General features: G+C 59.0%; 5 protein-coding genes and 2 pseudogenes. 6 read left to right on the top strand and 1 reads right to left on the bottom strand.

The window, feature by feature from the left end:
• A pseudogene (locus K289_RS49725) lies at positions 1-213 on the bottom strand (IS256 family transposase); the annotation flags it as partial.
• A 259-nt stretch (positions 214-472) separates the two neighbouring features.
• Between K289_RS49725 and K289_RS0138975 the strand changes: the two are divergent.
• The 6 genes and pseudogenes from K289_RS0138975 to K289_RS46920 form a co-directional block, all read left to right on the top strand.
• Positions 473-2,260 carry an AAA family ATPase gene (locus tag K289_RS0138975; RefSeq protein WP_371260907.1) on the top strand — a complete coding sequence of 596 codons (1,788 nt, stop codon included), beginning with the start codon at positions 473-475 and terminating at the stop codon, positions 2,258-2,260.
• Positions 2,257-2,910, top strand: coding sequence for a 4Fe-4S single cluster domain-containing protein (locus K289_RS0138970; RefSeq protein WP_027556307.1), 654 nt, complete (start codon positions 2,257-2,259; stop codon positions 2,908-2,910). Before K289_RS0138975 ends, K289_RS0138970 begins: the two co-directional genes overlap by 4 nt.
• A gap of 76 nt (positions 2,911-2,986) precedes the next feature.
• On the top strand, positions 2,987-9,181 hold the full coding sequence (locus tag K289_RS0138965; RefSeq protein WP_245284129.1) for an AAA domain-containing protein: 6,195 nt from the start codon (positions 2,987-2,989) through the stop codon (positions 9,179-9,181).
• Positions 9,178-10,533: a hypothetical protein gene (locus K289_RS0138960; protein WP_027556305.1), complete on the top strand. Its 1,356-nt coding sequence runs from the start codon at positions 9,178-9,180 to the stop codon at positions 10,531-10,533. Before K289_RS0138965 ends, K289_RS0138960 begins: the two co-directional genes overlap by 4 nt.
• A gap of 1,328 nt (positions 10,534-11,861) precedes the next feature.
• Complete coding sequence (locus tag K289_RS0138950) at positions 11,862-12,977, top strand: hypothetical protein (RefSeq protein ID WP_027556303.1); 1,116 nt, start codon at positions 11,862-11,864, stop codon at positions 12,975-12,977.
• A gap of 496 nt (positions 12,978-13,473) precedes the next feature.
• A pseudogene (locus K289_RS46920) lies at positions 13,474-13,644 on the top strand (IS5/IS1182 family transposase); the annotation flags it as partial.

The following is a 13,644-nucleotide window of genomic DNA, read 5'->3' as shown; positions in this document are numbered from 1 at the left end:
TCCCCGCGTTCGGCCCCAACGGTGCGCCCGCCGCGCCGCATCGCGACCGTGGCGCGGCCCGCAGGCCGCCGTGACATCCGCCTCCATCATCGTGCCGAGCGCCTCGATCCCCGCCGCAAGGCAGAACCGATCAAAGCTCGCCCGCACTTCTGCAAACGCTTCGTCCACAGCCCCAGTCGCCGGCGAACCAGCCGGTGTGATATCTCTCGTCATGGCGTTGCTCTCCTTTGTGGAATCAGCACCCCGAGCCTACCGGCTCAAGGTGGGCAACGCCGACCTCTTCAGAAATTCAACAGAACCCGGGACATCCCCTCCCGTTCTACACCGTCGCCTTAGCCCATTTCCCTATGAACTCGCGGGAATTGTGCTCGAAATTGGCGAGTGAGATAGCTTATAATCGCGCGGTACGAGTACAAGGGGGGCCTTCTCGGTGCACGATAGTTCGGTGGAAAGAGCCAGGTGGCTCCGCGATTTGCTGCGTTTTCTGCCTCTTCGTAGCCAGTTCGTCCTCTCGGGAAATACCCGGGACCTTCAGATTCACGAAGTCGTCCCGGGCGAGGTTACCGCAGCGCCGCTATCCCGGGTTCTCCCGGACGCATTGAAAGAGGCCGGCTATGCCCGCGTCGCATGTTTCGACCTTCTGAACGGATTTCGAGATATCGAGCCGGCCGCCGGAAGCTACCTCACTCAACTGGGTCTGACGCCGACCAACGGAGCAGCGCCAGGCGCGATCGACCTGCTGTCGGCCACCCTTGAAAGGCATGTCGGAGCCGAAGGACTGCCGTCGGCGCTCATCGTCGACTTCGCCTCGAGACTGATCGCGCGAAACGAGGCGTTATCGCCTCCCGAACACCAGCTTTTCTCCCGGGCGCTGATCCTTTCTCATTCAGCGCGTGCGCGGCCGGCCGGCGATAAGCGCCTGCCCTACTTCAATACGGTCGTCTGGATCGTCGACAAAGAAGGTGACCTGCCTGACTGGTTCCTGATCGGAAACCCGCGGATACGTCACATTCCCATCGGACGACCGGATCATGTCGCGAGAAGAAGCATGATCCGCTCCCTGGTCCGCGGTCTCCCGGGCGCACAGAACGCGGAGCAATCGGATCTGGACAAGTCCACCCAAGGATTTGTCGACGAGACTGAAGGCCTTCTGCTGTTGGACCTGAGCGCGGTCGCTCAGCTCGCCCGGAGTGAGGGCGTCCAGTTCGATCGGATCGGGGACGCCGTTCGGCGGTTCAAGGTGGGCGTGACCGAGGATCCCTGGCGCAAGATCAGCCGCGAGAAGATCAGCTCGGGTGAAGAATTCGTGAGACGTCGCGTCAAGGGACAGGCTCACGCCGTCACCCATATGCTGGACATCGTCAAGCGCGCGGTGACCGGGATCGGACAATCGCCGAGAGGCGGTCGACCAAGAGGTGTGGTCTTTCTCGCGGGACCGACCGGAGTCGGCAAGACCGAACTCGCGAAGACGATCACGAGCCTGCTGTTCGGTGACGAGAGCGCATACATCCGGTTCGATATGTCGGAGTTCAGTGCCGAGCATTCGGATCAACGGCTCATTGGCGCACCGCCCGGCTATATCGGATACGACATCGGCGGCGAGCTCACGAACGCGATCCGCGAGAAGCCGTTCAGCGTCGTCTTGTTCGATGAAATCGAGAAGGCGCATCCGAGGATCCTCGACAAATTCCTGCAGGTTCTCGACGACGGCGTCCTCACCTCGGGACGAGGCGATCGCGTCTATTTCTCCGAAGCCTTCATCGTCTTCACGTCCAATTTGGGCATCTATGTGCCGGGGCCGTCGGGCGAGAGGATCGCCAACGTGACGCCTGAAGAGACATTCGAAGGGGTGCGGAGAAAGGTTCGAAGCGAGATCGAAAAGCACTTCAAGCAGGTCCTCAATCGACCTGAGATATTGAACCGTATCGGAGAGAACGTAATCGTCTTCGACTTCATCCGACCCGATGTTGCAAACGAGATATTCGATCAGATGGTCGACAACCTGCTCAGAGACGTCAAATCGGTGGGCCATGACGTGACACTGACAGAAGCCGCCCGAGAGGTCCTTCGCAGTCTGTGCCTGGCTGATCTCTCGAACGGCGGGCGCGGCATTCGTAACCAGGTCGAGTCTCACCTTATCAACCCGCTCTCACGGAGTCTGTTCGACCGCGGAGCGGAAGCTGGGCGCAGATACAGGATCGAAGGGATCCGGCCCGGAGCATCGACGACGATCGACCTCGTGAGCGAGCAGTCCCTATGACCACGACGGTCAATCTGTCGCGAATCCATTTCCCGGTCACGAGTCTGGGGCCCGGCCGAAGGATCGGAATATGGTTTCAAGGCTGTTCGATTCGCTGTCCAGGATGCATCTCCATGGACACGTGGGTGCATGGACGCGGGACGACGACCATGGACGAGGTCATGGAGGCAATTTCACCCTGGCTTTCGACCGCCGATGGAATCACGATCTCGGGCGGAGAACCCTTCGATCAGCGCGACGCCTTGTTCGAGTTTCTGGCGCGGCTCAAGTCTCGATCGACGGCGGACATCCTCGTCTTTACCGGGTACCCCTTGGCCACGATCTCCGAAGCGCTCGTTTCCTCGCCCTCTCTCATCGATGCGATCGTCACCGGGCCATTTGACATCGACGAGAAGCAAACTCTGGCGCTTCGCGGCAGCGACAATCAGGAACTGCACCTTTTGACTCCCTTGGGCCGCGCTCGGTTCGAAAGCTTCGACCGCCCCATCGACGAAAGAGACCGCACCTTCGACGTCATGTTCGATGAAAACGGAGACGTCTGGCTGGCGGGCATTCCAGCTCGCGGCGATTTCAAGCGCCTGCGAAACATTCTCGAAGGCGACGGGTCGACACTTCGAATTTCGGAAGATACGCGTTTTCCATCTCTTTAGAATCTGGCTGATGATTAGACTTTGCCCGAACTGCAACACTGAACGGCCTGTCACGGAGATCTTCTGCGAAGGCACGTTGAACGGCCAAAACTGTGGCTGGGACCTGTCGACGGTCGATATAACGCCGCCCGGAGCGACGAGACCCAAGCCGAATCCGCCTGAAAATCCCGTTCCGAGCGTCCCGACGTGCCGAAACGGTCATCAGGGCTCTCCCGGCGACCTGATCTGCAGCGTATGCGGCGAGCCGATCATCGAACCGCACGAAATACCCTCGACGAACGACACCGCCCTCAGGCCAGAACCCGAGCGCGAGACGATCGTGGATGGTTGGCGTCTACAGGACCGGATTATCTCGTCGAGCGCCGTCCGCGAACGCTTCGTCGCCATGCGCGACTCCGACGGACGGCGTGGAATACTCACGCTTTATGCAGCCGGCTCGGAGCCGGATCAAGCCATCTACGACTTGCTCTCGAAGCTTCCTCGAGATCACGTCCCAGAGTTCTTCGCCACAGGTCGCTGGCAAGACCGTGCCTATGAAGTCGCGGAGGAATTCAGCGGCGGCACTCTGGCGGATTTCGCCCTTGATCCTGCCGATCAGGCGGCGATGGGTAAGTTGGTCGGCGAGCTCGCGCAGGCCGTCCATGCCCTCACCGAAGCCGGATTGCGGCACAGGGACCTTCGGCCTTCGGTCATCTTCGTGCGATCCAGGGAGCCTCTGGACCTCGTCATCGGGGGGTTCGGATCCGCGCGGCTTTCCGAATTCGACCTGGACATCGTGTCCCCACTCGAAACGACCCGCTACATGGCTCCGGAAGCGATAGCCGGCGGCGTGGCTCCAGCTTCCGACTGGTGGAGCATGGGGATGATCTTGCTAGAGAAGATCACTCAAGGCGCATGCTTCGAAGGCATCAACGAACAAGCCTTTCTCATCCACATTCTCACTAACGGCGTACACCTACCCGAAAGTGCGGATGATCGGATCAACACCCTGCTTCGCGGCCTCCTGGCTCGCGACAGGCGCAAGCGGTGGCAGTGGAAGGAAGTTCAGGCATGGTTTCGCGGAGAGACCGTATCCGCACCGGCAGCAGAAACAGCGGGCGATACGGAGGGTCGAACCTCGATCTCGCTGGACGGCAAGCAATATCGCTCCGCCAACATGTTTGCATTGGCGGCGGCCGAAGCGGCAAATTGGGACCAAGCAAAAGCTCTCGTCCTCAGAGGCGCTGTCGCGAGTTGGGCTGCCGAAGCCGGCTTCGAAGCGGCGATATCGGCGGGTCTCAGGCAAATCCTGCGGACTGAGGACCTTCAAGAGGACCTGAAGCTCTCCATCTCCCTGAAGACGCTCAATCCATCGATGCCTCTGATCGTCAGAGGCAATATCGTCACGCCGGGCTGGCTGCTCGATCATCCGACAGACGGTTACAGTCTGATCACCGGCCCGGCGCCCGACCTGCTCAGGAAGATTGATCCGGACGACTGGCTCTGGCGTCTCAAGGTCCGATCGGACACTGTTCGAAAGCGACTGGACCAACTGGAAATCACGGTCGACGAGGACGCTCTGCGCGTCCACCTTTTGTCGATGTCAATGGCCCGCCTGGAGGCGCTTTGGGAAGAACGGCGAAAGCTCTTCCCCGATACCGACCATGCCGGCGTGGCCGCACTCACCGAGCGCCGCATTTCGGCGGAAGAAGATCTCCTCATCCTGCTCAGCGCGACGTCGAACCAGTTCCGCTCCGTCTCCGAGGTGATCGAAGAAGCAAAAAAGGAGGCGTCGACGGCGGGACTCGGCGACTTTTCACCTGAGGAAGCTACGGCGCTTCTTGGCCGGCCACGTCGCGAAATCTACCAGGCTATCGACGAGCGCATTCAGAACTTCGCCAGATGCGGCATCAAGGAAGCCGACGAATGGGCGGACCAGTTTCGCCTGGACAGGCGGATGCCCTTGGGGCGCGCGCTCGCTCTTCTCTCCGTCCCGGACGAGACATGGAAACCGCTTCCAAAGCAAGGTTACGTCTCGACGATCCTGGATTTCTTCGCCAAGCGGATCTCGGGCAGTGTATTGCGCGGGCCGCTGACGCGGATGCTCATCGGCAAATCGGCCAGGATCGATCTGACCGAGCTCGACACGCCCAGGGTATCGGCAACCGAAATTCTCGATCAACTGCTTGGGCGCACGAACCGGATCGTGAACGTCGATCCCGCGGCCTTCGCCGATGACGACGGTCTTGAGCGAAGACTGCGCTCGCTACACTCCCACGCGCTGCTCTACAAGCGCGATACCGGCATCGATGGCCTATATATGGGATTTCCATTCCTGGTCATGCGCGATAGCCGACCGAACGCGAGGCCGCGGATCGCGCCGGTACTATTATGGCCGGTACGAGTCAATCCCGAGGTGGGAAACCGTGGTCACATCACTCTTGGCTACGGGCGCGAGAGAAACCCCGATACGGAGATCGAGCACGTCGTCATCAATCCCGCCCTCGAAGGAATGGTGGGCGTCCCCGAAGCGAGACGATGGCAGGAAGCGGCGAACGAACTTCTTACCCACGCCACCCTGTCCGTCCAGGCGGTGATGGACGCCTTCAGCCGGTTGGCCCAGCCGGTCGGCAATGAATTGACGCCGCTCCCCGGGAAAGACGTCAAGGTCGGCTCGCAAGAACGTCAGCTCGTGCCTGCGGCCGTGCTTTTCCACCTGGCGTTCATGGGGCAGGCGGTCATGAAGGACCTCGAAACGCTCCGAGGGGCGCCGCCGACGGCGACGGCGCTAGAGTCCGCTCTCCGTCTGAACGACCAGCAGGTGGTGCCTTCTGAATCACTTCAGGTGAAGGAAGTCGAACGATACTTCACTGCCGATAGCGATCCTTCGCAGGAGGCGGCCGTGATCGAAGCCCGTCAGGCTCCGGGATTGGTTATCGAAGGACCACCCGGAACGGGTAAGAGTCAGACCATCGTCAACATGGTGGCGGACGCCATCGGCATGAGGAAGTCGCTTCTCATCATCTGCCAGAAACAAGCCGCGCTCGACGTCGTGCGAAAGCGTTTGGAAAAAGAACGCCTGGCCGACCGGTTCGTCATGATCACCGACGTCAATCGCGATCGCGAGCCGATCGTCGGCGCGATCCGCTCGCAGGTTCAAGTTTTGCATAACATACCCCCGGGGACCAGCCCGGCATGGAGACGGGAGCGCGAACGATTGGCGGCGCGCATCGAGACGCTCGAGACGGAACTGGATCGTCGTCAAACCGCGCTTCATACCGAGGACGATCGAACCGGATTGTCGTATCGGACGCTGCTCGGCGAGCTGTTGGAGATCGAAGAAGGCAATCCGAAGCCTATCGATGCTTCTGAACTCCGCCCGCTGCTTTCGGGGCTACATCCGACCGAAGTTGCCACGATCGAAGAGAATTGCGGTCCGCTCGCGAAATTCTGGCTGCCAGCCAAATTCGAAGACAATCCCCTTTCTGCGCTCAAGCCATTCAACCCCGATCGTGGTACGGCGGCCGCCGTCGCCCTGCATCTGCAGGCATTTCAGGAAGCGGACGCCCGGCGCGGAAAGACCGATGCGGAGACGTCGGATTATCTGAGGATATCGGATCCGATCGCCTTCCAGTCTTGGCTCGTCGAAGCGGACGATCTTCGCACCATCAGCGATTCCGTTTGCTCGAACCTTGCCCGGTTGCGTCCGCTGTTTGAGGGGGCGGATGGTGGAGGGTCGCAAGCTGCTCGCATGCTCGACGGGTTGCTACGGATCAAAGAGATATTCTTGTCGCTCGACGGTCCATCCTACAAGCCGAATTTTTCCTCGAAGCTCATCGTCCTGACCGAGCCAGAGTTGCGGTCCATCGCGGAGCTCGCGGACCGAGCCCGCTCGCCGGCAAGCGGTCTACAATGGCTGAACCCGCTGACTTGGTTGCGAAAGCGCCGAGTGCGCGAGGTCCTTTCGTCATTGCAGCTTCCGCAAAGTGCCGATGCTATCGGCACGTTGTACTATGCAGGCGAGCTCGAACTGGCTCTGCGCGAGCCCAGACGCGAACTCGACCAATACTTCAATACCCTCTTCGGACGCGCCCCTAATCTGGATCTGTCGCCCGCGAAGCTCGCCGATTTTGCCGAGAGCCTGCATTCGTTCCTCGATGGAATGAGCGGCCACAATTCGCTCATCGATCGATGTCCGAGCCGGTCCGAGCTCGAACGGGCCATATCGACCGGAAACACCGAGGAGCTCGGCTTATTCTTCGAGCGCGGCAATCGGGCGCTCAGGAGGCATGAAGCGAGAGAGGAGAGCCGCGCCGCGCTCGACCGGCTCAGGATCTATTTCGACGAGCTGTGGCTCGGAGCGAGACGCTCGTCGATAGAGAATGGACGCTCTAACGCAAGCGCCGTCGCCCAGATCGTGGAAGCCCTACCGATGCTCACCAACTACCAGGATTTCCGGCTTCGATCCGCGCGGCTGGGCGACAAGGAGCGGGCCATCTTCGCTACCCTCAGGTCCAGGGAGTCTGAGCTGTCGGAATTGCCCACAAATGATCTCGACTCCTGCATTCGCGCCACCATAGGGCGTGAGGCCCGTCTGGAATGGAAGGCCTTCATGGAGGCTCACAATCCCGACGTTCTGTTCGACGGCGAAGAGGTGGACGCGAAGGTCAAGTCGCTCGCGGAAGCTGACGCGCAGATCCGGCAGTACAACAGGGATCTTCTCGTCCAAGGGATCGACGCCGGAAAAGTGCGCCCGACGTCCGACTGGGACGCGATCACCAAGCTTCGCGGCCCGAGAGCTCTGCGGCTACGCGAATTCATCGACCGCGCCATGCCGCTCGGTCTCTTCGCCGTCCGCCCGGTGTGGCTGATGACACCGGACGTCGCCAGCCGCGTGCTGCAGCCGCGTCCCGGGCTTTTCGATACCGTCATCTTCGACGAAGCTTCGCAGATGCCGGTGGAATATGCGCTGCCGTCGCTCTTCCGCAGCAAGCTCGTCGTTGTCAGCGGCGACGAAAAGCAGATGCCACCAACCTCCTTCTTCGCGAGCAAGGTCGAGAACGACGAAGCGGCGATATTTGACGGCGAGGAGCCCGAAGAAGGGGCGACCGAAGAAGAACGCGAGGCCTTCGCCGAGACCTGGAATCGACGAGAGATCAAGGATTGTCCCGATCTACTCCAGCTCGCCCGTTCCGTGCTCCGGACCCGTACGCTGCAGGTGCACTACCGTTCGAAGTACCGGGAGCTGATTTCATTTTCGAACGCATCGTTTTACGCCAATGGTCTCAGCGTCCCCGTACGGCATCCCGAGGAGACCATCCGCAGGCTCAAGCCCATCGAAGTGTTGCGTTCCGATGGCACCTACAAGAGCCAGACGAACGAGAAGGAAGCGATCAATGTCGTGGAGTACCTTTCCGAACTATGGGAGAATTCATCACCGCCGTCGGTCGGGGTCGTGACGTTCAACCGCAAGCAGGCCGACGCCATAGAAGACGCCTTGGAAGACCGCGCCGAGAACGATGCACCGTTCCGCGATGCATTGATGCGCGAGCGCGAACGTACCGAAAATGGCGAGGACATGGGATTTTTCGTCAAGAACGTGGAGAACGTACAAGGCGACGAGCGTGACATCATCGTTTTCTCGACAACCTTCGGCCGCAACGAGCACGGCGTCTTCCGGAAAAGCTTCGGGGCGCTGGGGCACGCGGGCGGCGAACGGCGCCTGAATGTAGCGGTGACGCGTGCAAGAGAAAAGGTGCTCATCGTGACGTCCATGCCGATATCGGAGATATCGGATCTGTTGACCAGACGGAGCGGTCCCAGGGTGCCCCGCGACTATCTGCAAGGCTACCTCGAATATGCCAGGACAGTGTCCGACGGCCTCGGAGAGTCCGGCAAGACCCTCTTGGACCGGATGGTGACGGAACAGCGCCCCCACCACGAAGCCGGAAATCAGGACGACGATGGCTTCACCAAGTCCGTCAAAGCCTTCCTTGAGGCCAACGGTTGGAAGCCCAGCAGGGCGCGCGACGGCGGCGCATTCAGCCTCGACTTCGCGGTGACTGATCCCCGGACCGGTCTCTACGCGATAGGCGTGGAATGCGACGCGCCACGGCATCGATTGCTGGAGAGAGCTCGTGCTCGCGAGATCTGGCGTCCCAGGGTGCTGGGAAGAGCCGTCCCTTACGTCCACAGAGTTTCGTCATATGCTTGGACTCACGCCGGAGACGCAGAACGTCTGCGGCTCAAGAATGCCGTAGAAAACGCGCTCCGTGGGGGAGGATTGCAATGAGCGGACCCAAAGCATTCAGGATCGTTACGCGCGCCGAAATCATCGCCATCTGCCGTCGCAACCTCGCACGGCTCGACGCCGCGATCGAAAGCTGGACTTCCGCTGGCAAACGCAACGGCACGATCGAGCAGAAGGATATCGACAAGGTCATAGCCCGGCGGGACGAGCTTCGTCGGTTACTTGATGCCGATCGTTTCGTCGAACTACAGAAGCAGGTCGCAGCTGAGACCACCTTTCTTCAGGCGGACTCCGAACGCCGGGTCGAAAGGGCCGCAGACGTGGCGGCACGTTCGAAGCGTGACTTGAGGCGGTCGAAAGTCGCGGCCCAAGCGCTGCTCGAGCGACTGCAAATTCTGAAAATCGAGATTCCGCCCGATATCCGCGGCGAGCTCAGCGGCTCGACCGGATCTTCCGAGCGATTGGAAGCGGCCATGGCCAAGGCGCTATTGCTCCTTCCTTCTCAGGATACACCGGAAACCGCGACAGATCGCCAACGCGAACTCGCAGCCAGGCTCGGCGCCGGCGAGCGCCGCGATACGTTGCAAGCATGGATCTCTCGACAACCTCCGGAGATGGAAGATCCGGCCTTGGCGCGCGTCGATGCTTTTCTCGGCGAGTTGCGTGGGCTTGGCATCGATTCCGGCCCATTCTCGGCCCGTGTTGCGGTCCTGGAAGCAGAACCACCGGCAAGAAGATCGCTTATCGCGGATAGTCTTCTGTTGGACCTTGCTGTGGCTGTGAAGGATGGCCGAGCCCGTGCACGCATGGCGAACGAGTTGCGCGAACGGCGCGCCGAACTTTCTATGATGAGGTCGCCGGAGGCAGCTTCACTCCTCGCCGAAATCGACACAACGCTTGCGGTGCCATCGGCCAGCAACGGGCAAGTACTCGTCCAGCGCGCAGACCTTCTCATTGAGGAAGAATTCAAGGCGATGGCGGCCGAAGAGCGCAGGCGTGCCGTGCTCGAGGGCCTTGCCAGCCTTGGCTATGAGGTATCCGAGGGGATGGCGACCGCTTGGGTCCAGAACCGCCAGATCGTTCTCCGTAAGACGACAAACCCTGGTTATGGAGTGGAGCTCTCGGGCGGATCGAAATCGGATCTCCTCCAGGTCAGGGCCGTTGGCATCGGCAGCTCAGCCGAAGCGCGCGATGCGAACCGTGATCGTAACATGGAGACAATATGGTGCGGTGAATTTGATCGGCTGAAGGCCTTGGTTGCAAAAGCAGGTGGAAACGTTTCGATTGAGTTCGCTCGCCCGGTCGGTCAGATCCCCCTGAAGATCGTGCCAGATTCGATTGCAAGCCACGAAATCGAGGTCATCGACAGACAACATCGATCGCTACCCAGCTAATTTCGAGAATATCGAGGTTAAGGAGGCGTCGTCGGTCCTGCTAGGGCGAGTCGAATTCGATGCTGATAAGCACTTCTTGGTTAGCTTATCAGCCTGCGAACTCCCCCGTTTGAACCATTAATACAGAATCGTCGATGCAGACCCTTCTTTATTTAGTCGAGATTCCCGCCCCGTTTCGGCATGTTTTTCTGTTACGCAGCACTACGCGCACAGCATCGGCACGCAAAGAATGGCCTACTTACTCTCACGCGACGGCGTCTCAATATGAGCGGCGATCTGCCTAACCGCGGTGATCTTCCGGCAACGTTTGACCTGCCCCTCTTCATCAATTCGCAACGCGAGACCCCAATCGGACTTTTCTCTAGCGTAGCCCCGCGTGGTCCAGCTCGCGCGCGAGACAGTTTTGGTGAAAAAACCACCGCAATCGTTTTCGGCGTTCGACCCGACCACCGCAATCGCGTAAGCAATCGTAGGAGCAGCGGGCTTCCACTCCTTCCGGTACACATTCAAGCGCATCGCTCACGATGCCGGGCTACATGGCGTGAATCTGGCCTGCTCTTCCACTATTTTTACGTGCGTCGAAATTTCATTCTTCACCAGGAGCCCGAGCCAACCCATGCACAAGTGAACGTGCAAGCGAACCTTGAGATTACGGCTTCCATCTCGGTATCCCTCAAGTTACCCACACAGACGGAACGGTAGAATATTTCCCAGCGGTGAGCAGCCCAGAACCGAAGCAGCCTCCCGTACTTGCATCAAGCACGCAGTCGCAGCGTTTCTTCTTCAGCGAGCACGCTTGGCGAGAGAGACCAGCCCTGCTGTACACAGAGGAATTTATCGAATGCTGCGAAAGCTTCGTGTCAGCCGCCGAAGGAGCCTTCCTTTAAACGCTCGACTAGTCCCGTCCCTGCGCAACACAGACCACCAATCGAGTGGCAAAACCCCCGCTTTTCCAATATCCTGCGCCGACGCCTTAGACTGGATGTCGTCTCTCTAACCAGCTGCTAGGAGGCGGACCTCCTGCTGCTAAGAGCCGTCACAAATCTGAAGAGCCCTGAGCGCACGCCCGCGGTCTCAGCTCCTTTCTCATGTGTCCGGTTCTCGACGTTAACGTCCAGAACTCGACGCATGAGCCCTGTCGTCGCGGGCTTACCTCGGCTTTTGTGCAACATTTGCATGACGCCTTTGTTGGCACGCCGATTGCTCCGAAGTGAACGCCGGTCTTTAGCCGTCGACCGTCGCGGTGCGGTGCGGTGCGGTCGAGCCAGGACAGCTTTGTCGCCGTCGCAAGAGTGTTTCCGCAGTTCGCATCTCGGTGGAGCGAAATCATGGGAGCTCAACAAAAGAGAGCTGCAAAATTCGATTTTGCTCTGAAGAACGGATATGGAGTGCGCATAGAGGAGATATTTCGACTTGGCGCCTTGAGAGACGGCATTCAGCTCCTCACGACCGACGTGCGCTTTCCCATGCTCGGGCAGGTCATACCGAGAGTTGAAATAGAAATCCACGGGCGGGACTATTTCAAGACGATCACGGTGCGCATCAATCCAAGATCGCCGTTCATGTATGACGGCGAATCCCTCATCGCATCGATGAACGGTGAGATCAGGCAAATCCATTGCCGCCAACATGTCGATCCTGCACGTGCGCCTGCGGGCATGTATAATTTCGGAATAATGCGCGCGAATGCCGCTCGCAGTTTTGTATTCGACTACCACGTGTACTGCTGTTATTCGTGCGACTTCTGCTTCAAAGAGAATGAATGGGAGGTGCTGGCAATTCAGGGAGGCGGGAGCACCGATTACAAAGCAAATTTTTACACCTGTTTGGACTACATAAATGAGCACGGCGATGAATTTAATTCCCAGTACGACGTCGTCTGGCTCTGCACCGGAAGTGTGAAGAACGAGAAGGCGGAACTAGATCGACACACCACGATCGCTCGTCGCCTCAGAGAGGTGGGATACACAGGAGGTATCTACGTCTCACAAGTCGTGCCGCAAAGTATCCGGAGCGATCACAACAAGCGACGAGATTATCTCTCAGCTTTAAAACAATCGGGAATCTCACGGTTCAATACGGGTATTGAGATCATAGATCCCGCGATGCGGCGAAAGTACATCCACGGCTTCAAGGCTGAATTCCGCTTTGAAGACTACATTACCATCTTCACCGAGGCAGTCGAAATATTCGGGCGATGGGGAGCCGGAAGCTGTCTTCTCGCCGGAATTGAGGCTTCAGATAATACGATTACCGGATTGGAAGCATTGGCGAAGATCGGCGTTGTGCCTGCCCCGACGGTTCTGACGCCGTTCGTCATTAAACAGATGGATATTCCATTCTGCTACGATCTTGACGAATTGATAGAGACGCACGCTCGCTTCCACGAGATCATCGCTCGCTACGAGATGCCGGTTTTCTCCGGCGTATTCAGCCTCGCTTGAACCATCAGGAACTAAGCTATGCTGCCTACTGATGATGCACGGCAACAGTATCTGGGCAAACAAAGATGATATTATTGGACGCAGTAACGAGACCTGACATGCCGGGCCATGGTGGACCATCAATCGTCTATTCCTCTCGAAAACAGACAACCGTAGCTCTTGCGTAGAGAGCCCTCACCAACCAACATTCAGATGAAATCAACGACATGGCTAGCGCCAGCACCTAGCCGAGGGCTCGAATTCGAATGCCAAGCAAACGAAGCCGCATCGACCAATAATGCGTTCTGTACGTGAGGAATACGTGCGTAAGCGCACGTAAGCGGAGTCCTTCGTGAAGAATGCAGATCCGCCTGAAAGATAGAAAGAATTTGTCTCGATAAGGTATTCGATTTTGCAGGAAAGCTGGGTGTTGGACCTGGCTTTCTGGCGTTTTGGGATTTTGCTCTGGAGCGATTCGTGATTCCCTGACAGCGGGTCATCGGCATTGGAGAGGGCGATGAGCAAACCGCGGGACGATCGCCAGAAAGACCTGCTGCTTCCGGCGCTGGATCAAATCATCGATATGGGCCATCCGCTGGTGCGGTTGGCGGCGCTGATCGACTGGAAGTTTTTGGATGAGCGCTTTGGTTCGGTGTGCCAAACAGGGCCGGGGCAGCCTGGACTGCCG

This window comes from Bradyrhizobium sp. Cp5.3, assembly GCF_000426265.1.
Taxonomy (GTDB): domain Bacteria; phylum Pseudomonadota; class Alphaproteobacteria; order Rhizobiales; family Xanthobacteraceae; genus Bradyrhizobium; species Bradyrhizobium neotropicale.
The sequence above is the reverse complement of the archived record's forward strand: the minus strand, read 5'-3'. Positions and strand labels throughout refer to the sequence as shown.

What these genes read in the sequence shown, in the direction of transcription:
- K289_RS0138970 (WP_027556307.1), top strand. Translation starts at nt 2,257, where the DNA reads ATGACCACGACGGTCAATCTGTCGCGAATCCATTTCCCGGTCACGAGT.
- K289_RS0138960 (WP_027556305.1), top strand. Translation starts at nt 9,178, where the DNA reads ATGAGCGGACCCAAAGCATTCAGGATCGTTACGCGCGCCGAAATCATC.
- K289_RS0138950 (WP_027556303.1), top strand. Translation starts at nt 11,862, where the DNA reads ATGGGAGCTCAACAAAAGAGAGCTGCAAAATTCGATTTTGCTCTGAAG.